The following is a 20,585-nucleotide window of genomic DNA, read 5'->3' as shown; positions in this document are numbered from 1 at the left end:
GAATCGGGCCATGAGAGCGCCGATGCTTTGGGACATCTTCTGCCGCGTCATCGACAACCATGGCGATCTGGGCGTCTGCTGGCGGCTGGCACGCGACCTCGCGGCGCGCGGCGATGAGGCCAGGCTGTGGATTGATGAGCCGTCGGCCCTGGCCTGGATGGCACCGGACCGCCCCGCCGCCATCGACGTGCGCGCCTGGCCCGAGGGCGACGTGCTCGAGCAGCCCGGCGACATCGTCATCGAGGCCTTTGGCTGCGAACTGCCGCCGGCCTTTGCGGCCCGCATGGCCGCGCGCCAGCAGCCAGCGCGGTGGATCAATCTCGAATACCTCAGCGCCGAGGACTATGTCGAGCGCAGCCATGGCCTGGCCTCACCGCAGTTCAGCGGCCCTGGCGCGGGGCTGACCAAGCACTTCTTCTACCCCGGCTTCACGCCACGCACCGGCGGCCTGCTGCGCGAACCGGGTTTGTTGGAGCGCATCGCCGGCTTCGATGGCACGGCCTGGCTGGCTGAGCGGGGCTGGTCGCCGCTGCCTGGCGAGCGCGTCGTCAGCCTGTTCGCCTATGCCAATGCGGCCCTGCCGGCTCTGCTCGACGCGCTGGGCAACGAGCCCACGCTGCTGCTCGCCTGCCCCGGCCCGCTGCAGGCACAGGTTCACGAACGCCCAGGCTTGCGCACCATCGCCCTGCCCTATCTGGCCCAGGACGACTACGACCGGTTGCTCTGGGCCTGCGATCTGAATTTCGTGCGCGGCGAGGACTCGTTCGTGCGCGCGCAATGGGCCGGCAAGCCATTCGTCTGGCATATCTATCCCCAGCACGACGACGCCCACCACGCCAAGCTCGAAGCCTTCATGGCGCGTGCCGAACTGCCTGCATCCTGGCGCGCGGTCTGGCGTGGCTGGAACGGCCTGACTCCCTTACCCGCCTCGCTCACCGGCCTGGACGAGGCCGCCGAGCAAGCGCCGAGGTGGCGTGCGCAATTGGCGGCGCAGCCCGACTTGCTGACGCAGCTGCAGGGCTTCTTAGGGGTTTCCAGCTAGAATGACGGGCTTTGCCGCGCCAACCCGAGACGGGTTCTCCTGGAGTCTGGTGCGCCGTCCAGCCGGAATCTCCGGCGCCTCACACCGCAATTCACCATGAAACTCGCTCAAGAAATCCGCGCCGGCAACGTGATCATGCAGGGCAAGGACCCGATGGTCGTCCTGAAGACCGAATACAGCCGTGGTGGCCGTGGTGCTGCCACCGTGCGCATCAAGATGAAGAACCTGCTGAACGGCGCGGGTGCCGAGCTGGTCTTCAAGGCCGACGACAAGATGGAGCAGATCATCCTCGACAAGAAGGAGTGCACCTACACCTACTTCGCCGACCCGATGTATGTCTTCATGGACACCGAGTACAACCAGTACGAAGTCGAGTCCGAGAACATGGGTGACGCTCTGTCCTACCTCGAAGACAGCATGGCCGCGGAAGTGACCTTCTACGACGGCAAAGCCATCTCCATCGAACTGCCCACCAGCGTCGTGCGCGAGATCGAGACCGAGCCGGCCGCCAAGGGCGACACCTCGGGCAAGGTCATGAAGCCCGCCCGCCTGAAGGGCACCGGCTTCGAGATCTCCGTGCCGGCGTTCGTCGAGAACGGCGACAAGATCGAAATCGACACCCGCACCCACGAGTACCGCAAGCGCGTCTAAGCAGACGCCTCCGGCCTCCAGCAAAACGCCCGCATCAGCGGGCGTTTTTCTTTATTCGGCGTCGTCAGACAGATCGGGGACTTCCAGCTCGGCGTCGATCTCGCTGTCGAAATCGGCCGAAGCCTTGACCGGGATCCATGGGCGGTCCAGCGGGCGGTAGATGCGGCTCTGCAGGCGCGCCAGGCGGTCGGAACGCTCGATGGCGTTCATCACCTCGGCGGGGGAGATCAGCATCGCGAAGGGGTCAGCCAGATTCGGGGTGTTGGACAGCATGGTGGGCCTCGTGTTTGACGATGACTCCACTTTAGGCAGCCGCGCCTTGGCGCAACAGTCGGCCCAGCGCGCTAGCCGCTGTAAGACTTTTCCCTACACGGCCCCCGGGGCGAGAACTAATTGGCGCTCTTGGCAGGTTCTGCAGCTTTGGCCGCGCGCTGGCGTTCCTGAATGATCAGGCGCAGCTCCTTGGCCATCACATCGCGGCCGCCGCGCTGGGCGAAATCGGCCGCCGTCAGTTCCTGCTCGTTGGCCGCGCGCGGCTCGGCGCCGGCCTTGATGAGCAGAGGCACCAGATCGCTGTTGCCGTAGCGCGCCGCCATCATCAGCGGCGTCGTACCGTTCTCGGAGCGCGCATTGAGCTCGGCGCCGTGAGCAATGAGGAAGGCCGCCACGCCGTTGTCCGGCCCGCTGCAGGCGTAGTGCAGCGGCGTCCAGCCCTTGCGATTGACGGCGGCGCCACGCTTGACCAGGGCCTGCACGGCCGGCAGCGAGCCGCGGATGGCAGCCACCATCAACGGCGTCTCGCCCTGGGCATTGGCTTCGTCCACCTGCGTCTGCGGCGAAGCCAGCAGACTGTCCAGCGCGCGCAGCGACTCTTCACGCACGGCGATGAAGATGGCCTTGCGGCCGCGCGAGTCAGCCTGGTTGGCGTCCACGCCCTTGAGCAGCAGAGCCAGCACGGCGCGGCCGTCGTTCATTTCGGCGGCAATGGCGAGTTCGTCAGCGGGCGCGGCACGCAGGGCCGTCGTGGCCAGCAGCGCCAGCGCGGCGATCCATGCCTTCTTCATGCCGCTTCGGGCAGGCCGAACAGCCGCCGCGTATTTGCCGTCGTGCGGGCGGCCAGCTCCTCCACCGGCAGGCCCACCGCATCGGCCACCGCCTTGGCTACATGGGGCACATAGGCCGGCGAATTGGTCTTGCCGCGGAAGGGCACCGGCGCGAGATAAGGGCTGTCGGTTTCGATCAGCACGCGATCCAGCGGCAGCAGCCTCAGCAGGTCACGCAGGTCCTGGGCGTTCTTGAAGCTGACGATGCCCGAGAAGGAGATGTAGTAGCCGCGTTCGACGGCGGCCAGGGCAACTTCCGCCGTCTCGGTGAAGCAGTGGAAAACGCCGCCGGCCTGCTCACCGCCCTCTTCGTCCAGCACGCGCAGCGTGTCGGCCGCGCTGGAGCGAGTGTGGATGACCAGTGGCTTCGCCGCTGCCTTCGCGGCCCGGATGTGGGTGCGAAAGCGCTCGCGCTGCCACTCCATGTCGTCGATGCTGCGGCCGTTGAGGCGGTAGTAGTCCAGCCCGGTCTCGCCGATGGCGACGACACGCGGCAGCGCGGCCAGGCGCACCAGTTCCGCCACGTCGGGTTCGCGCATGTCCTCGGTGTCGGGGTGTACGCCCACGGTGGCCCACAGCTGGGCATGCTCAAGAGCCAGCGCATGCACGGCCTCGAACTCCTCCATCTGCGTGCAGATGCAGATGGCCTGCTCGACCTGCGCGGCCTGCATGTCGGCCAGGATGGCGGGAAGGTTCTGCTTCAGCTCCGGGAAGCTGAGATGGCAATGCGAGTCAACGAACATCGACGGGAACAGGAATCAAAGGGTCTGAGTCGGCTTGCTCGACGAGATCGCAGTGCCCAGGATTTCCTCGATCCTGACGCGGATCAACCGGGTCTTCTCGTCACCAGGGAAGCGCACGCCCACGCCCTGGGTGCGGCCACCCGACGCGTTGGCTGGCGTCAGCCAGGCCACCTTGCCGGCCACCGGATAGCGCTGGTTGTCCTCGGGCAGGGCCAGCAGCAGGTAGACGTCTTCGCCGAGCTTGTAGTCTCGCGTCGTCGGCACGAACAGGCCGCCTTCCGTGAAGGCCGGGATGTAGGCGGCGTAGAGCGCCGACTTCTCGCGGAAGACCAATTGGATGACGCTGGGCCGCGCGCCGGACGATGCGCCCTGACCGCTCACCGTGGGCAAGGGCAGGCTACCGCTCACCTTGCTGGGCTGGAATTGCGGAGACTTGGAGGAGGGGGCGTCGCTCATGAAGGGCGAGTGTAGTCAGCGCGCGGCGGCCGAGATGGCCGTCTGGGCTTGCGCCACCAAGGCCTCGATCCACAACCCGGCGTTCAGCGGATGGTCGGCGTGGCGGGCGGCGCGGCGCAGTTCGGCGTCCCAGCTCAGCAACGGTGCGGCGCGCTTGGGCGCAGGCAGGGCCGCCGGCGCGAAGAACTGGCCGCGCTGCCCGTGGCTGCGGCGCACCAGGTCGTGGCACAGGCGCTGCAGCGCATCGATGACGCGAGGTGGCGCCCAGTCCGACAAGGCCGCCACCTCGCCGCGGGCCACCCGCTTGGGCAGGGCCTGCCACGCCGCATCGGTCAAGCCGCCTTCGGACCAGGCCAGCGCCTGCTGCGGCCGGCCGCCTGTGGCATCCAGCAGCCCTTCGGCACCGTCGACACCCTTGGACACCAGCCAGGCCAGCGCGGCCGCGCGTTCGGGCAGCGGCAAGGGTACCGGCTGGCAGCGGCTGCGGATGGTGGGCAGCAGCGCGGCGCTGTCATGGCTGGCCAGCGCAAAGCGCAACAGGCCGGAGGGCTCCTCCAGCGTCTTCAACAACGCATTGGCCGCAATGCCGTTCAGCGCCTCGGCCGGGAAGATGACGACCACCTTGGCCTTGCCGCGCGCCGATGTCGCCTGGGCAAAGGCGAGCAGGTTGCGCACCGCTTCGACCTTGATTTCCTTGCTGGGTTTGGCCTTGCCGGCCTTGGGCGCGTCGGGTTCCTCGAAAGGCAGGCCGAGGGACTCGCGTGCAGCTGCGTCCAGGGCTTCCGGCATCAGGAGCTGGAAGTCCGGATGAGTGCCACTGGCAAACAACTTGCAGCTTGAGCAGTGGCCGCAGGCGGGTTGGGCTTGGCCGCGGTCTTCGCACAGCCAGCTCTGGGCCAGCTTGACGGCGAGTTCGAGCTGGCCGACGCCGGCCGGCCCTTGCACCAGCAGCGCATGCGAACGCGCCCGTGCCAGCGCATCGGCCAGCGGCGCCTGCAGCCAGGGGAGATCGGCGTTCAGCATGGGTAGCGTTCTGCAAGGACGGCCAGCACGTGGGCACCTACCTGCTCGACCGTGCCACTGGCGTCGACACGCACGATGCGCCCCGGCGCCTTGGCCGCACGCGCCGCATAGCCGGCCCGCACGCGCTCGAAGAACTCCAGGTCCTGCTGCTCGATGCGGTCGGCCTCACGGGCGCTGGCACGACGGGCGGCGGCCTGTTCGGCGGGCAGGTCGAACCACAGCGTCAATTCGGGCTCGGTGCCTTCCTGCACCCAATCGGCCAGCGGCTCCAGCACCGACAGCGGCAGGCCGCGGCCGCCGCCCTGGTAAGCAAAGCTGGCGTCGGTGAAGCGGTCGCAGAGCAGCGTCTTGCCGGCGGCCAGTGCCGGCTTGATGACGGCCTCGACATGGTCGCGCCGGCCGGCAAACATCAGCAGCAGCTCGGTCAGCGAGCCCATGGATTCCTTGAGCACGATGTCACGCAGCGTCTCGGCCAGTGGCGTGCCGCCAGGCTCACGGCTTAGCTGCACATCGGCGCCGCGCGCGCGGAACCAGTCGGCCACCGCCTGGATGTGGGTGGACTTGCCGGCACCGTCGATGCCTTCGAAAGAAATGAATCGACCGGTCACTTGCCGCCGCGTTGGTATTTGTTGACCGCGCGATTGTGCGCGGCGAGGTCATCGCTGAATTCGCTGCTGCCATCCCCCCGGGCAACGAAGTAGACCGCCTTGATGGCCGCCGGGTTCAGCGCCGCCTGCAGCGAGGCCGCGCCGGGCATGGCGATCGGCGTCGGCGGCAGGCCACCACGGGTGTAGCTGTTGTAGGGCGTGTCAGCCAGCAGGTCACGCTTGCGCAAGTTGCCGTCGAAGCTTTCGCCCAGGCCGTAGATGACGGTGGGGTCGGTCTGCAGGGGCATGCCCACGCGCAGCCGGTTCATGAAGACGGCGGCGACCTTGGAGCGGTCTGAAGACACGCCGGTTTCCTTTTCGACGACGGAGGCCAGGATCAGCGCCTCGTCGGCCGATTTCAGCGGCAGGTCGCGCGCCCGCTTGCTCCAGGCTGCCGCCAGCCGGCCCCGCATCGCCGCGTGGGCGCGCTTGAGCACCGTCAGGTCGCTGACACCGCGGCTGTACGCATAGGTGTCGGGGAAGAAGCGGCCCTCGGGCGCCACGCCGGGCTCACCCAGCGCCGTCATGATCTCGGCATCGCTCATCTGCGCCGTCTTGGGCTTGAGTGAAGGTGCGGCGGCGAGTGCTGCCCTCACCTGGCGCCAGTTCCAGCCTTCGATGAGGCGCAGTTGCTCCATGACCTGGTCGCCGCGCACCATCTTGTCGAGCAACTCGCGCGGCGTGATGCCGGCATGCACCTCATAGCTGCCGGCGCGGATCTGCTTGGCCTGGCCGGACCACTTGAACCATTGGTAGAGGAAGCGGGTATCGGTCTGCACGCCGGCAGCGACCCAGGCGCGGGCAACCTCCACCGGGTTGGTGCCGGGCTCGATGGACAGCTCCACCGAAGGCGCCGACAGCGCCAGCGGGCTGCGCAGCCACTGCCAGACGGCGCCTGCAGCCAGCACTGCGATCAACAACAAGACGAGCAGCGCTCGCAACAACCACTTCATGCCCTGTGAAAAGCCCGGTCAAAAGGGGGCCGATGATAATTCCCGTCATGTCCCAAGCCTCCCAACTCCGTCTCTCTGACTGGGGCGTGATCCGCGCCCAGGGCGCTGACGCCGCCAGCTTCCTGCACAGCCAGCTGACCCAGGACTTCGCCCTGCTCGACCGCGAGCACGCACGCCTGGCCGGCTTCTGCACGGCCAAGGGCCGGCTGCTGGCGACGATGGTGGGCTGGCGCGGCGGTGATGAAGAGATTCTGCTGGCCCTGCCGGCCGAGACGCTGGCCGCCACGCTGAAGCGGCTGTCCATGTTCGTCATGCGCGCCAAATGCAAGCTCAGCGACGCGAGCGCCGAGTTCGCGGTCTACGGATTGCTGGGCGAGCCGGCCGCCGAGGCCTGGACGCTGGCGAGCGATGGCGAAGCCGTACAGGTCGCCCTGCCTGGCACCGGTCGCGCGCTGCGCGTGCAGCCCGCCAACGCACCCGCACCGACCGGCGCAGCGATGACGGCCGACGACTGGGCCTGGGCCGAAGCCGAGGCCGGTGTGGCCTGGGTGCGTGGCGCCACCGTCGAGGCCTTTGTGCCGCAGATGATCAATTTCGAGGTGCTGGGCGGCGTGAATTTCAAGAAGGGCTGCTACCCCGGCCAGGAGATCGTCGCGCGCAGCCAGTACCGCGGCACGCTGAAGCGCCGGCTGCAGGTTTTCGAGACCGACGCCACCGCCACCGTGGGCCAGGAGATCTTCAACAGCGCTGATCCGGAACAACCCGCTGGCGTCGTTGCGGGCAGCGGGTCCAAGGGCGGCCGGACCGCCATTGCCGCCGAGATCAAGCTCGCGGCATTGGAAGGCGGCAGCCTGCACCTGGGCAGCGCTACCGGCGCCACGCTGCAGCCGCGTGCCCTGCCCTACGAGATCCCGCCCCAAGACTGACCGTGCAGCTCTACGTCTACTACCGCGTCGCCGCCGACAACGTCGAGGCAGCGCTCATCGCCTTCCGCAAGGCTCGCGTCGAAGCGCCCATCGAGCTGCTGCAACGCCCCGAGCCGGACGCCGATGGGCGGTGGACCTGGATGGAGATCTATCCGGAAGGCTGGACCCACCGCGAGCCGCAGGTGGCAGCGGCGATGGCCGAGTGGCTGGCCAGCGAACGCAAGGTTGAGCGCTTCGAGATGCTCGGTTAGAGGCCGCGCACCATCTCCACATGTCCGATCCCGGCCTCTTCGAAAGGCTGGCCCCGCCGCTGGAAGCCAGCGCGCAAATAGAAATTCTCGGCAGACAGCTGCGCATGCAGCAGCACCTCGCGGTAGCCCTGTTTTCTGGCCTCGGCCATCAACGCGTCGAGCACCTGGCGGCCGATCTGGGTGCCGCGCATGGCGCGCAGCACGGCCATGCGGCCGATCTTGGCCACGCCGGGCACATGCTCCAGCATGCGGCCGGTGGCCAGCGGAATGCCGAAGCGGTTGCGCGCCAGCGCATGCAGGCAGCTCGCGTCGGCGGCGTCCCATTCCATGTCGGCCGGGATGCCCTGCTCCTCGATGAAGACCTCGCGACGGATGGCGCCGGCGGCTTCGCCATGCTCGCTCCATGCGCCGACGCTGACGTCGACGACGCTCTGGCCGGCCTCGAAGCCATGGATGACGTCGCGCAGCGCCTCGGGCAGGCGCTGCGGCGTCTGCGCGACCGGGTCGGCGAAGACGTAGATCATGTCGGCCTGCACCAGCAACTGGTCGCCACGGAAGAAGGCGCCGTCGACCTTCATCGAGCTGTTGCCGAACTCGCGGCAGCGCACGCCGATGTCCAGGCGGTCGTCATAGCGGGCCGAGGCGAGGTAGTCCAGCGCCGCGCGGCGCACGAAGAGGTCGCCACCCAGCATCTTCATCGTGTCGGCATAGGGCAGCGCCAGGGCTCGCCAATAGCCGCTGATGGCCGTGTCCATATAGGTCAGGTAGTGGCCGTTGAAGACGATGCCCTGGGCGTCGATCTCGGCCCAGCGCACGCGCAGCGGTTCGAAGAAGCGGAAGTCCTGGCGTTTCATGGCTTGAGATGTTCCTTGATGGCCGCGGCGCAGAAGTCCAGCGCCGCGACGGCCTCGGGCAGGCTGCGGCCCATCTTGATGAAGTCGTGGGTCACGCCGCGTGCGAGTTCCAGCTGCACCGGCACGCCGGCCGCGCGCAGCACGTCGGCATAGGCCAGGCCTTCGTCCACCAGAGGGTCGGCCTCGGCCAGCAGCACGGCGGCGGGCGCGAGATCGGCATGGTCTTCGGCCTCCAGCGGTGCGAAGCGCCAGTCGCTGCGCTGGTCGGCGTCGATGTAGTGGCTGAAGAACCATTCGATGGTCGTCGCATCGAGCAGATAACCCTCGGCAAAACGGCGGTGCGAGTCATGGCTCAGCCGGGCCGCGGTACCGGGCGTGATCAGAAGCTGAAGCGCCAGCGGCAGGCCCTGCTCACGGGCGAAGAAGGCCGTGCTGGCCGCCAGCGTGCCGCCGGCGCTGTCGCCGCCGACGCCCAGGCGGCTGCCGTCCAGGCCCAGCGCCGACGCCTGCTCATGCAGCCAGGCCAGGGCGGCCCAGGCATCGTCGACAGCGGCCGGAAAACGGTGCTCGGGTGCGAGGCGGTAGTCCAGCGCCAGCACGGCTGCGCCACTGCGGTTGCTGAGCTGGCGGCACAGGCTGTCATGCGTCTCCAGGTCGCCGATCGTGAAGCCGCCGCCGTGCAGATACAGCAGCACGGGCAGCTTGTCGGCGCTGGGCGCGTACAGACGTGCCGGCCGGCCAGCCACCTCCAGATCTTCGACGCGGGCCAGGGCCGCACGCGGCAGGTCCAGGATCTCTGCGCCCATGCGGTAGGCCAAGCGGGCCTCACGCGGCGTCAGCGCGTGAAACGGCGGCCGCTTGGCGCGCTGGATGCGCGTCAGCAGTTCGGCCATACGTGGGGTCAGTGGCGTCGTCATCGGGCCCGCATTGTCGGCGGCACCCAGGGGTCGCGCAGCGGGGCTTGGAAGGCGTTCTCGCTCGTTGGCGCCACGCTGCCCGGCTGCTGCGGCGTACCGGCGCGATCCACCATCACGAAGGGCCGCGCCTGCAACGCTCGCCGTTCGGGTTCGAGGTCGGCGGCCGCACGCAGGGCCAGCGTGTTCGCGTAGAAGGCCTTGAGGTCGGCGAGCTGAGCGACCCGGGTCGCGTCGTCGAGATAGCTCATGTGGCCGCCGGCATAGTTGCGGACTTTCACGCGGCTGGCATCGACGCGCGCCAGGTCGGTCTCGGTCAGGTGAAAGGGCGTGGCCAGGTCGTGATAGCCGCTGACGGCGAGCACGCGCAGGCGGGCGTTCTGGGCCAGGGCCACCGAAAGGTCGGGCAAGGTGTCCGGCAAGGGCCGGCCGGCGTGGCTGAAGTTCCAGAAGTTGATGGCATTGCTCAGCACGACATAGGTGGAGCTGTTGCGGTAGCCGAGCTGGTCGCGCAGATGGGTGGCGATGCCCGTGGCGAAGCTGCTGCCGATCCAGGTGCTGGACACATCGCCCTCGGAAGCGAGCTGGCTGCCAATGGCCGCCTTCATGCGGCCGTCGTAGCGGCCGAGCTGCTGGCCGGAGATCAGCCAGATGCGGAAGTTGTCGGCCGACACGTTCAGGCTGGTCTGCCATTGCGCCGCGGGCAGACCGGTCAGGTCGGCCAGAGGCTGCCAGATCGACGGTGTCGGCGCATTGGCCAGCCAAGCCTGCAGCGCCGGCGCGTAAACCTGGTCGGCATAGACACGCGCTTGCGCCGCCCAGGTATTGAGATCGGCCGGCACCGGTTGGGTGAGGCGGTGGAAGGCGCCAACGGCGGCAAAGCTCGGCAGATAGCCGCCGCAGCCCTGCCCGTTCGTGATGCCGCAATTGCTGTTGTAGTCCATCGCCGGGGACTGCAGCACCAGCCCGTCAAGCATGACGCCGGCCTCCTGCAACTGGCGCGCAAGCACGGCCGTACGCGGGCCGCCGTAGCTTTCGCCGTAGAGGTATTTGGGCGAGGCGGCGCGGTTGTTGGCAGCCAGGTAGCGCTGGATGGCGTCGCGGAACAGCGCGGCGTCGGCGTCCACGCCCCAGAAGTTGCGGTTGGTGAAGGGCGCGATGGCCTGGGAATAGCCGCTGCCGACCGCGTTGATGAAGACGAGATCGGTCTGGCCCAGCAGATGCTCGGCGTTGTCGATCATCGGGAAAGGCCGCGCCGCCGTCGTGTCGGGTGCGTTGGCCACGAGGCGCTTGGGACCGAAGCTGCCCAGCTGCAGCCAGACCGAGGCCGAGCCCGGGCCGCCGTTGTAGAAGAAGGTGACGGGGCGGGTCGCCACATCGGCACCGGGCAGCGTGTAGGCGACGTAGAAGACCGAGGCTTCGGCGGCGCCAGTGGCGTCGCGCGCGATCAGGTGGCCGGCGGTGGCGGTGTAGCTCAGCGTCTGGCCGTTGGCCGTGAGCGTCTGGGTGCTGACCGCGGCGGCCTCGACGGCGCCCGACAGCGAAGCATCGGCCGCCGAGGAATAGACCGTCGTGTCGGTCAGCCCCGGCTGGTTGTCGACCGGCGGCGTCGGCGTTGGGGTCGAGCCCCCTCCTCCGCCCCCGCAGGCCGCGAGCAGGACCAGGAGCAGCAGGGGCAGTGAAGTCGCGCGCATGACGGCGAGTCTAGACACGCCGGACTAGGATGCGCAAAGACATTGCAGGGAGTGCGCCGTGGCCCAGATCCTCTACCTGACCCGCATCGAGCTCGAGTTCGGCGCCAGCCGCCTGCTGCCGGCCGAGTGCGAGCGCATCGGCATCCGCCGCCCGCTCGTCGTCACCGACGCTGGCGTGCGCGCAGCCGGCGTGCTGGACGAGGCGCTGGCGGCCTTCGACGCCAAGCCCCCCGTCTTCGACCGCACCCCCGCCAACCCGACCGAGGCGGCCGTGCGGCTGGCGGTACAGATGGCCCGGGAGTTCGATTGCGACGGCCTGATCGCCATCGGCGGCGGCTCCAGCATGGACTTGGCCAAGGGCGTGGCCATCGCCGCCACGCACGAGGGCCCGCTGACGCATTACGCGACCATCGAAGGCGGCGCCGGGCGCATCAGCCCCAAGGTGCTGCCGCTGATCGCCGTGCCGACGACGGCGGGCACTGGTAGCGAGGTGGCCCGCGGCGCCATCATCATCGTGGACGACGGCCGCAAGCTGGGCTTCCACAACTGGGAACTGCTGCCCAAGGCGGCCATCTGCGACCCGGCGCTGACGCTGAAGCTGCCGCCTGGCCTGACGGCCGCCACCGGCATGGACGCCATCGCCCATTGCATCGAGACCTTCCTCGCGCCGGCCTTCAACCCGCCGGCCGACGGCATCGCGCTGGAAGGCCTGCGCCGGGGCTGGCAATCCATTGAACGGGCCACGCGCGACGGCCAGGACCGGGACGCGCGCATGGACATGATGTGCGCCAGCGTGCATGGTGCGATGGCTTTCCAGAAGGGCCTGGGCGCCGTGCACTCGCTGAGCCATGCGCTCGGTGGCCTGAACCCGCGCCTGCACCACGGCACGCTGAACGCGGTCTTCCTGCCAGCCATGATCCGCTTCAATGCCGAGGCCGACAGCGTGCGGCGCGAGCGGCGCATCGAACGGCTGGCGCAGGCCATGGGGCTGGCCGGCAGCGACGCCGATGCGGTGGCCGGCGCGATCAGCGCATTGAATGCCCGCCTGGGCTTGCCCAGCGGGCTGGCGGCCATGGAGGTCGGCCCCGAGCTGGACGACCGCATCATCGAACGCGCCCTGGTCGATCACTGCCACAAGACCAACCCGCGCATTGCGAGCGCCGAGGAATACCGGGCGCTGCTGGCAGCATCGCGTTGATCATCGTTTTCATCGCGACAGCGTGACCGAAGTCCCAGTTTGCGGTCGACACGGCTTGTAACGCCGCACTAGCATGCTTCGTTGCCCGCGCGCAGGCGCGGCGTCGAGACGAAAAGACAGGAGACATCATGAACAAGCTATCCATCGGCAAGCGCCTGGCCGCCGGCTTCGCCCTGGTGCTGGCATTGGCCGCCTGCGTGATTGCGCTGGCGTCCTGGCGGCTGGCCTCGACGGCCGCGGCGACGCGTCAGATGATGGACGAGCCGCTGACCAAGGAGAGGCTGATTGCGGACTGGAACCGCAACATCAACTCGGGCGTACGCCGCACCATGGCCATCGCCAAGAGCTCCGACGCTTCGCTGGTCGAGCTGTTCAAGGAGGATCAGGCGCAGTCCACCAAGTCGTCCAGCGAGATGCAGGACAAGCTGAAAGCGCTGATCCGCTCGCCCGAGGAGCAGACGCTGTTCGATGAAGTCGGCAAGGCACGCAAGATCTACATCGACTCGCGCGACACGATCGTCAAGCTCAAGAAGGACGGCCAGGCCGAGGCGGCCGACAAGCTGCTGACCGATGTCTTCGTGCCCGGCTCCAAGGTGTATCTGGCCAAGATGCAGGACTTCCTGGACTACCAGCGCAAGGCCATCGACCAGACCGCGGCCGGCATCGACGCCGCCAACAGCAACGGCCGCCTGCTGCTGCTGGGTTTCGGCCTCGCCATGCTGGGCCTGGGCGTGGCCGCGGCCTGGACCATCACGCGCAGCATCACGCTGCCGCTGGCGGCAGCCAACGAATTGGCCGAGCGCGTGGCGGACGGCAACCTGATGCGCTCGGGCGCGGGGCAGATTGCGCGCTCCGACGAAATCGGCAAGCTGCAGACGACGCTGCGCCGCATGCGCGAAACGCTGGCGCAGACGATTGGCAGCATCCGCGATTCGGCCGAATCCATTGGCACTGCGTCGGCCGAGATCGCCAGTGGCAACCAGGACCTGAGCGCTCGCACCGAAAAGGCGGCCTCCAGCCTGGAGCAGACGGCCAGTGCGATGGAGGAGCTGACCGGCACGGTGCAGCAGTCGGCGGCGTCAGCCGGCCAGGCGAACACGCTGGCGGTCTCGGCCGCCAACGTGGCTCAGCGGGGCGGCGAGGTGGTCGGCCAGGTCGTGCACACCATGGACGAGATCAATGCCAGCTCGCGCAAGATCGCCGACATCATCAGCGTCATTGATGGCATCGCCTTCCAGACCAACATCCTGGCGCTGAATGCCGCCGTCGAGGCGGCGCGAGCCGGTGAACAGGGGCGCGGCTTTGCGGTTGTCGCCAGCGAAGTGCGCTCGCTGGCCGGCCGCTCGGCGGATGCGGCCAAGGAGATCAAGAGCCTGATCGGCAGCAGTGTCGAGCGCGTGGAAGCGGGCTCGCGGCTGGTGGCCGAGGCGGGCAAGACGATGGGCGAACTCGTTGGCGCCGTGCAACGCGTCAAGGACATCATGGGCGAGATCACGACCGCCACGGCCGAGCAGTCCGACGGCATCGCCCAGGTCAATATCGCGATCGCCCAGCTCGACCAGGTCACGCAGCAGAACGCCGCCCTGGTGGAGGAGTCGACCGCCGCGGCCGAGAGCCTGCGCGAACAGGCGACGACGCTGAACGGCGCGGTCGGGACCTTCCAGGTCGCGCGGCGCTAACTGCCCCCGCCGCCTCCGCAGCCCGAGCCGCCGCAGCTGCTGCCGCCACCGCCGTCACAGCTGGCTCCACCGCCATCGCTGCTGCCACAGTCGCTGCTGCCGCCATCGCTGAAGCTGTAGCCCCAGTTGAAGCCGCCATCGCCGCTACCGCTGTCATCACGGCGGCGCTGCATCGCCTGGGCCTCTGCGGCACTGAGCAGCCCCAGGCCCGCCAACCCGGCAGCACCGAGAGCGGCATGGGTCGTCGAGCTGCCGCTGAGCTGACCAAAGCCATCGATCTGGCGATGCACCAGCACACCGCGCTCATGACCATAGGCCCAGCCGGTGGGCAGGCGCATCAGGCCGTCGAGCGCGAACAGGAAGGGCAGCCGCTGCGCGATCAGGCTGCGCCCTTCGCTGCGACAGGCGCCGGCCCAGGTGCGGGCCAGGCATTCATCCAGGGGCGCGCCCAGCGCCTCGGCTTCGCGGTGTTCGACGAACTGGCCGAAGTAGCGTTGCTGCCAGGCAGCCAGCCCGCCAGCATCCGTTTGCAGCCAGACATGCCACACCGAATCCGCCGCCTTGCTGGGCAAGGCACACGGGCCCTGAGCCTGCTGCAGCCGGCAGGCCTCGAAGAACTGGGCCAGGCCTGTGGAGCAGCGCAACCAGGCCGCGTCATCGACGGCAAGGCCGGGAAAGTCATCGGGGGCTTGCCGCATCCAGGCCTCGCGAACCGCGGGCTGGATCTGCTCGGCGGCCAGCGTGGCCGGCGGGCACTGGCGGCGCAGCGCCTGCTGGAAACGGGTCTCGCGTCGCTGGCCGACCCAGGCGCTCAGGCGATTTGCGAGGCTGAACTTTGTTGTCGTTGTGTTGTTCATGGCCACGAGTGTTTGACATGAATATGACACGACCGTGACGACCGGGCAAACACTCACAACGCCATAAAAAAGGCCCGCCGAAGCGGGCCACAAAAGTCAGGAGTTGAAGCCGACTGATTTAACCGTGCTTGGCATCGAAGAACTGCTCGTCCTCCGTCGAGCCCTTCAGGGCGGCCGTCGAGGCGTTGGCCTCGATGGTCGTCGTGACGGCGTCGAAGTAGCCGGTGCCGACTTCGCGCTGGTGCTTGACAGCGGTGAAGCCCTTCTCGGCGGCGGCGAATTCCTTCTCCTGCAGTTCGACGAAGGCGCTCATCTGGTGGCGGGCGTAGCCATGGGCCAGCTCGAACATCGAGTAGTTCAGGCTGTGGAAGCCGGCCAGCGTGATGAACTGGAACTTGTAGCCCAGGGCACCCAGTTCGCGCTGGAACTTGGCGATGGTCGCGTCGTCCAGGTTCTTCTTCCAGTTGAAGCTCGGCGAGCAGTTGTAGGCCAGCAGCTTGCCGGGGAACTTGGCATGGATGGCGTCGGCGAAGGCCTTGGCGAAGGCCAGGTCGGGCTTGCCGGTCTCGCACCAGATCAGGTCGGCATAGGGCGCGTACGCCAGGCCGCGGCTGATGGCCTGGTCCAGGCCGTTGCGGGTACGGTAGAAACCTTCGACGGTGCGCTCGCCGGTGCAGAACGGCTTGTCGTTGTCGTCGATGTCGGCGGTGACGAGGTCGCCGGCTTCGGCGTCGGTACGGGCGACCAGCAGCGTGGGCGTGCCCATGACGTCGGCAGCCAGGCGGGCGGCGACGAGCTTGGCCACGGCCTCACGGGTGGGCACGAGCACCTTGCCGCCCATGTGGCCGCACTTCTTGGCGCTGGCAAGCTGGTCTTCGAAGTGCACGCCCGCGGCACCGGCCTCGATCATGGCCTTCATCAGCTCGAAGGCGTTCAGCACGCCGCCAAAGCCCGCTTCGGCGTCGGCCACGATGGGGGCGAAGAAGTCGATGTCGTCCTTGCCTTCGCTCCACTGGATCTGGTCGGCGCGCTGGAAGGTGGCGTTGATCTTCTTGACGACCTTGGGCACCGAGTCCACCGAGTACAGCGACTGGTCGGGGTACATCTCGCCATTGCTGTTGGCGTCACCGGCGACCTGCCAGCCGGACAGGTAGATGGCCTTCAGGCCGGCCTTGACCTGCTGCATGGCCTGGTTGCCGGTCAGGGCGCCCAGGGCATTGACGAAAGGCTCGGTGTTCACCAGGCCCCAGAGCTTCTCGGCACCGCGCTTGGCCAGCGTGTGTTCGATCTCGATGGAGCCGCGCAGGCGCACGACGTCGGCGGCGCTGTAGCCGCGGGTGATGCCCTTCCAACGGGGGTTCTCGGCCCAGTCTTTTTCCAGGGCGGCGATCTGTTGGTCACGGGTGAGGCGGGTCATGAAAAGCTCCTTGCTGAACATCGAAAACCGATGGTGCAAGACTAGGCCTTGGACCTGGCCTTGTGAAGCCGCTAGTCTTATATAAGACGAAAAACTTTGTCATTTAAAAACAATGGCTTATGTTTTATTTTTCAAATCAAGAAATGCCATTCACCATAATGAGAAATATTGCGGCAGCGCACCATGGTTGCTTTTCACGATTTGAAAAGTGACTTTCGAATCGTGAGAACGCACCGCTTCACAATGCGTCCAACCATGACCCACTCAGGCTGCGTGCCATGACCCTTCTCGTGACCCCTCGGCTGCGCCTTGAGCCGCTGAACGACAGCCATTTCGAGGCCCTGTACCGCCTGAACAGCGACCCCGTCGTCATGCGCTACATCACCGGCCGGCCTGACACGCCGGAAGACACGCAGTCCATGATCGACCGCGTGAAGGCCCGCTGGGCCGAGTTCGGCTATTCCTGGTGGGGTTTCATCCGCCAGGACAACGGCGACCTGATCGGCACCGGCTGCATCCAGCACTTGAACCGCGACCCGGCGGGGCCGCTGGAGACCGGCTGGCGGCTGCGCCAGGATGCCTGGGGCGTGGGCTATGCCAGCGAAGCAGCCCGCCACATGGTCGGCTGGGCGTTCAAGACGCTCAAGCCGGAGTTGATCTGCGCCGTCTGCCAGCCCGAGAACACGCCCTCCTCCACCGTCATGGAGCGCCTGGGCATGACCTTCACCGGCAACGGCCGCTGGTATGACATGGATTGCAGGCGCTACGACATCACCGCGGCGCAATGGGCGGCCAGCCCAGCTAAAACACGCTACGACGCTGAGGCATAGTTCGGTTTCTCGCAATCACTCTGCACGGAGGACCTATGGCCAACACCGAACAACGCGGCAACAAGATGACGAAGAAACCCAAGAAGGACACGGGCCCCGGCAAGGCGGCGGGCTCGGATCGCCCGGTGCCACCGATGACGGCCGTGCTGCCCAAGGGCAAGGAAGCCAAGCTCAAGAACAAGTAAGGCCGGCCGCTGGCCGACCAAGGACTACAAACCGCCGACGAAGTAGCGCTTCAGGCCGGCCAGCACCATCTCGACCGCGATCGCGGTCAGCACCAGGCCCATCAGCTTCTCGATGGCCGAGACCACCGAGTCGCCGAGCAGCTTGCGGATGCGGTCCGCCAGCACGAGCACCAGGCCTGAGACCAGCAGGGCCGCGCTGAGCGCACCAATCCACTCGTAAATGCGGTCAGGCTGGCGGGAAGCCAGCAGCAAGACCGTGGCCATGGCCGATGGCCCAGCCAGCAGCGGCACGGCCAGCGGAAAGATCAGCGGCTCCTTGCCGGGCTCCAGGCCATAGGCCGATTCGCCCGAGCTGCCGAAGATCATGCGGATGGCGATGATCACCAGAATCACGCCGCCAGCCACCTCGAGCGAGCGCTCCGACAGGTGCATCACGCGCAGGAAGCCCTCGCCCAGGAACATGAAGGCAAACAGCACGCAGAAGGCGATGCCCACCTCGCGCAACGCCACCCGCGTGCGGCGCTCCTTGGGCACCGCACGCATGATGGGAATGAACACGGGCAGGCTGCCGAGCGGGTCGAGCACCAGCAGCAGCAGGATCAGGGCGGAGAGGAAGCTGTGGTCCATCCGCCCGGATTGTCAGCGAGCGACTCAGAAGCGGTAGTAGGCCCGCGCGTAGTAGGACGCGCCATTCAGGCCGAACTGCACGCTGTCGTAGTAGAAGCCGTTGTCGGTCTCGAACGGGTCCTGGCGCGACGGCTTCACGTTGAAGACGTTGTTGCCACCGATGCTGAGCTTCAGCGCCGGCGTGGCCTGCCAGGTGGCGCCCAGGTCCATCGAGGTCTTGGGCTTGTAGTTCAGCGTCATGCCTTCGGTGAAAGCGCCCTGCGTCTGCTTGCCGAAGTGGATGATCTTGGCCTCACCCGTCCAGGCGCCCTGGGCGTACTCGAAGCCCAGCGTGCCCTTGGCCCGCGGGCCGGCCTCCTCGATGAAGAGGCGCTCGCGCGTCGACAGCAGCACATCCTCGTACCCCTTCAGCGCTGCCGGCGCGTGGATGGCCGTCACCGTCGTGCGGCTGATGTTCAGCGCCAGGAAAGTGCTGAGTTGACCCGCGCCCAGCTTCATGCGGTTGGACGCCGTCAGGTCCAGGCCGCGGGTGCGCGTGTTGATGGAGTTGACGAAGAAGGCCGTCTGCTCGACACCCTGGCTGTTCAACAGCGGTGCCAGCGGCGGGTAGTTGCTGGCCGTGAAGCGGCCGGACAGCACGATGCGGTCTCGGATGTTGATCTGGTAGAGGTCTACAGTGAGCGCGGTGTCGGCGCTCGGCTTGACGGTGAGACCGAGCGTGAAGTTCTTGGACTTCTCCTGCTTCAGCGGTGGCACACCCGCGGCCAGCGGGATGGCGCTGCCGTTCGGAGCCAGCTTCACCTGCACGGGCTCGCCGCTGATGAAGTCGGTGAAGGTAGACGAGAAGTAGAGCTGCTGCAGACTGGGGGCGCGGAAGCCCGTGCTGGCCGCGCCGCGCAGCAGCACTTCCTTGCCGAGCTTGTAGCTGGCCGCCAGCTTGGCGGTGGTCTCGGAGCCGAAGTCGCTGTAGTGCTCGGCACGGATGGCTGCGTCCACTGTCAGGCTGGGCGTGAAGCTGGCTTCCCAATCGGCATACAGCGCCTGGCTGTTGCGGCTGCGGTTGGTCATGTCGACCGGCTGAAAGCCCGGGAAGCCCTGGCTGCCGGCGATGCCGCCGAAGTTCAGGCCGTCGGCGTCCTGGTACGAGCCCAGTTCGCCAGCGACGATGTCGTACTTCTCTTTGCGGTACTCGGCGCCGAAGGCGATGTTGCTGCCCCCGAGCAGGTCTGGGAAGAAGCGGCTGACATCGAAGTTGGTCGTCGCCTGGCTGAAGCCGAAGCCGCCGGCGTCGAAGCTGGACGGGCTGATGCCCTTGCCGCCAGCCAGCAGATCCTTGTTGGCGATGGACGCGTTCAGCGTGTTGCTGATGTTGTAGCGCATCTTGTTGGAGCCATAGGTCTGCGACAGGTCGGTGTCCCAGCCGACAAAGGCCGACTTCCAGCCGACGCTGACATACCGGTCCTCGATCTTGCCGTTGATGAAGGGCACGAAGCCGTCAGGGTACATCGCGGCGGAGTTGCGCGACGGCACGTCGCTGGAGCCGACGCCGCCACGCGCCCAGGCGCCGGACGACGCATCGCGGTTCTGCGCACCGGCGGTGACGTAGAGCTTGTTCTCGGCCGCCAGCGGGAACTCGCCGTTCAGATAGACCGTCTTGTTCGTGACCGCGGTGTCGCCAATGGTGCGGGGGCCGACGTTCTCGTCGTTGGGGTCGTTGCGGTTGGAACGGCCACGGTCCTGCCATTCGCCGGTGATGCCCAGCGAGCCGTCGCCGAGCTTGATGCCGCAATAGGCAGAGGCGAGGTAGTTCTTGCCGTCGCCCGCCGAGTACTGGCCATAGCCCGCCACGGCCTCGCAGCCGGCCTTCTTCCTCAGCTGGATGTTGACGACGCCGGCAATGGCGTCAGAGCCGTACTGGGCCGCCGCGCCGTCACGCAGCACCTGCACGTTGTCGATGGCCAGCAGCGGCAAGGCATTCATGTCCGTGCCCGTCGCGCCGCGGTTGCGCGCGCCGAACAAGTTGACCAGCGCCACGGTGTGGCGGCGTTTGCCGTTGACGAGCACCAGGGTCTGGTCCGAGCCCAGGCCACGCAGCGCAGCGGAGTCGATCAGGTCGGCACCGTCAGCGCCGGTCTGGCGCGTCGAGTTGAAGGACGGCGACAGGTATTGCAGCGTCTGCGCCAGATCGAATTGACCCCCGCCCTCGGTGATCTTGCTCATCGAATAGATGTCGACAGGCACCAGCGTGTCGGTGCTGGACGCGGCGGGCAGGCTCTTGCGGGAGCCGATGACTGTCACGCGCTCGAGGTTGCTGGCTTCCTGGGCCAGGGCTGAGGCGGTGGCAAAGAGGGTGATGGCGGCAAGCGCGGTTGGCAGCAGGCGGGTGGCGTGCATGGGGACTCCGTGATCGATTTGTGATGGCGGCGGAGTTTGCCCCTCGTAACAGGCCCGTGAAGGTGGGTGTTGTGGCCCGCCGACAGGTTTGAAACCAACGAAACGAACGAAGCTTCGGTGCAACCCGAGGGCGGGAAAACG

General features: G+C 67.5%; 22 protein-coding genes. 8 read left to right on the top strand and 14 right to left on the bottom strand.

Annotation, left to right across the window (positions count from 1 at the left end; all coding sequences use genetic code 11):
• The first annotated feature begins 10 nt into the window (after positions 1–10).
• Positions 11–1,042: an elongation factor P maturation arginine rhamnosyltransferase EarP gene (earP, locus tag ASC91_RS21395; protein WP_056201669.1), complete on the top strand. Its 1,032-nt coding sequence runs from the start codon at positions 11–13 to the stop codon at positions 1,040–1,042.
• A 96-nt stretch (positions 1,043–1,138) separates the two neighbouring features.
• Positions 1,139–1,693 (top strand): elongation factor P, encoded by a 555-nt coding sequence (gene efp, locus ASC91_RS21390; protein WP_056201666.1) that lies wholly within the window; start codon positions 1,139–1,141, stop codon positions 1,691–1,693.
• Between the two features lie 51 nt (positions 1,694–1,744).
• Here the strand turns inward: efp and ASC91_RS21385 are convergent, their stop codons facing one another.
• From ASC91_RS21385 to mltG, 7 genes are all read right to left on the bottom strand, one after another.
• On the bottom strand, positions 1,745–1,966 hold the full coding sequence (locus ASC91_RS21385; protein WP_056201663.1) for a hypothetical protein: 222 nt from the start codon (positions 1,964–1,966) through the stop codon (positions 1,745–1,747).
• Positions 1,967–2,082: 116 nt separating this feature from the next.
• The gene (locus ASC91_RS21380; RefSeq protein WP_056201661.1) at positions 2,083–2,757 is read right to left on the bottom strand and encodes an ankyrin repeat domain-containing protein; all 675 of its coding nucleotides are present in this window, start codon (positions 2,755–2,757) and stop codon (positions 2,083–2,085) included.
• Entirely contained in the window at positions 2,754–3,539 is a 786-nt protein-coding gene (locus tag ASC91_RS21375; protein WP_056201658.1) for a TatD family hydrolase, read from the bottom strand. The genes ASC91_RS21380 and ASC91_RS21375 overlap by 4 nt, the downstream gene beginning before the upstream one ends.
• Positions 3,540–3,554: 15 nt before the next feature.
• Positions 3,555–3,995: a PilZ domain-containing protein gene (locus ASC91_RS21370; protein WP_082532892.1), complete on the bottom strand. Its 441-nt coding sequence runs from the start codon at positions 3,993–3,995 to the stop codon at positions 3,555–3,557.
• A gap of 15 nt (positions 3,996–4,010) precedes the next feature.
• Positions 4,011–5,018, bottom strand: coding sequence for a hypothetical protein (locus ASC91_RS21365; RefSeq protein WP_056201656.1), 1,008 nt, complete (start codon positions 5,016–5,018; stop codon positions 4,011–4,013).
• A complete protein-coding gene (tmk, locus tag ASC91_RS21360; RefSeq protein ID WP_056201653.1) occupies positions 5,012–5,626 on the bottom strand; it encodes a dTMP kinase in 615 nt (204 codons plus the stop codon). Before tmk ends, ASC91_RS21365 begins: the two co-directional genes overlap by 7 nt.
• Positions 5,623–6,618: an endolytic transglycosylase MltG gene (mltG, locus tag ASC91_RS21355; protein ID WP_056201650.1), complete on the bottom strand. Its 996-nt coding sequence runs from the start codon at positions 6,616–6,618 to the stop codon at positions 5,623–5,625. Before mltG ends, tmk begins: the two co-directional genes overlap by 4 nt.
• Positions 6,619–6,665: 47 nt before the next feature.
• Between mltG and ASC91_RS21350 the strand changes: the two genes are divergently transcribed.
• On the top strand, positions 6,666–7,544 hold the full coding sequence (locus tag ASC91_RS21350; protein ID WP_157281924.1) for a folate-binding protein YgfZ: 879 nt from the start codon (positions 6,666–6,668) through the stop codon (positions 7,542–7,544).
• A 2-nt stretch (positions 7,545–7,546) separates the two neighbouring features.
• Complete coding sequence (locus tag ASC91_RS21345) at positions 7,547–7,795, top strand: DUF4936 family protein (protein ID WP_056201645.1); 249 nt, start codon at positions 7,547–7,549, stop codon at positions 7,793–7,795.
• Here ASC91_RS21345 and ASC91_RS21340 read toward each other — a convergent pair.
• The 3 genes from ASC91_RS21340 to ASC91_RS21330 are packed head-to-tail and all read right to left on the bottom strand — an operon-like array spanning position 7,792 to position 11,257.
• Positions 7,792–8,649, bottom strand: a complete 858-nt coding sequence (locus tag ASC91_RS21340; RefSeq protein WP_056201640.1) for a YbgC/FadM family acyl-CoA thioesterase — start codon at positions 8,647–8,649, stop codon at positions 7,792–7,794. The genes ASC91_RS21345 and ASC91_RS21340 overlap by 4 nt on opposite strands.
• Complete coding sequence (locus ASC91_RS21335) at positions 8,646–9,542, bottom strand: alpha/beta hydrolase (RefSeq protein WP_056201638.1); 897 nt, start codon at positions 9,540–9,542, stop codon at positions 8,646–8,648. Before ASC91_RS21335 ends, ASC91_RS21340 begins: the two co-directional genes overlap by 4 nt.
• A 20-nt stretch (positions 9,543–9,562) precedes the next feature.
• Positions 9,563–11,257 carry a S10 family peptidase gene (locus ASC91_RS21330; RefSeq protein ID WP_157281918.1) on the bottom strand — a complete coding sequence of 565 codons (1,695 nt, stop codon included), beginning with the start codon at positions 11,255–11,257 and terminating at the stop codon, positions 9,563–9,565.
• Between the two features lie 58 nt (positions 11,258–11,315).
• Here ASC91_RS21330 and ASC91_RS21325 point away from each other — a divergent pair, with 58 nt between their 5' ends.
• Together ASC91_RS21325 and ASC91_RS21320 are read left to right on the top strand one after the other, a co-directional pair.
• On the top strand, positions 11,316–12,455 hold the full coding sequence (locus tag ASC91_RS21325) for an iron-containing alcohol dehydrogenase (RefSeq protein WP_056201635.1): 1,140 nt from the start codon (positions 11,316–11,318) through the stop codon (positions 12,453–12,455).
• 128 nt (positions 12,456–12,583) lie between these two features.
• Complete coding sequence (locus ASC91_RS21320) at positions 12,584–14,134, top strand: methyl-accepting chemotaxis protein (RefSeq protein WP_056201632.1); 1,551 nt, start codon at positions 12,584–12,586, stop codon at positions 14,132–14,134.
• Here the strand turns inward: ASC91_RS21320 and ASC91_RS21315 are convergent.
• Positions 14,131–14,991, bottom strand: coding sequence for a hypothetical protein (locus ASC91_RS21315; protein WP_056201628.1), 861 nt, complete (start codon positions 14,989–14,991; stop codon positions 14,131–14,133). The two genes, ASC91_RS21320 and ASC91_RS21315, sit on opposite strands and share 4 nt — an antisense overlap.
• Before the next feature lie 118 nt (positions 14,992–15,109).
• The gene (gene aceA, locus ASC91_RS21310; protein WP_056202459.1) at positions 15,110–16,408 is read right to left on the bottom strand and encodes an isocitrate lyase; all 1,299 of its coding nucleotides are present in this window, start codon (positions 16,406–16,408) and stop codon (positions 15,110–15,112) included.
• Between the two features lie 278 nt (positions 16,409–16,686).
• Between aceA and ASC91_RS21305 the strand changes: the two genes are divergently transcribed.
• Positions 16,687–17,238 (top strand): GNAT family N-acetyltransferase, encoded by a 552-nt coding sequence (locus tag ASC91_RS21305; protein WP_056201626.1) that lies wholly within the window; start codon positions 16,687–16,689, stop codon positions 17,236–17,238.
• A 35-nt stretch (positions 17,239–17,273) separates the two neighbouring features.
• Positions 17,274–17,423 carry a hypothetical protein gene (locus ASC91_RS30060; protein WP_200946909.1) on the top strand — a complete coding sequence of 50 codons (150 nt, stop codon included), beginning with the start codon at positions 17,274–17,276 and terminating at the stop codon, positions 17,421–17,423.
• A 24-nt stretch (positions 17,424–17,447) separates the two neighbouring features.
• Here the strand turns inward: ASC91_RS30060 and ASC91_RS21300 are convergent, their stop codons facing one another.
• Positions 17,448–18,050 (bottom strand): MarC family protein, encoded by a 603-nt coding sequence (locus tag ASC91_RS21300; RefSeq protein WP_056201623.1) that lies wholly within the window; start codon positions 18,048–18,050, stop codon positions 17,448–17,450.
• Between the two features lie 24 nt (positions 18,051–18,074).
• The gene (locus ASC91_RS21295; protein WP_056201619.1) at positions 18,075–20,444 is read right to left on the bottom strand and encodes a TonB-dependent siderophore receptor; all 2,370 of its coding nucleotides are present in this window, start codon (positions 20,442–20,444) and stop codon (positions 18,075–18,077) included.
• Between the last annotated feature and the right edge of the window lie 141 nt (positions 20,445–20,585).

The sequence above is a fragment of the Pelomonas sp. Root1237 genome (assembly GCF_001425055.1).
Classification (GTDB): Bacteria; Pseudomonadota; Gammaproteobacteria; order Burkholderiales; family Burkholderiaceae_C; genus Pelomonas.
This window is presented reverse-complemented; position numbering and strand designations above follow the sequence as displayed.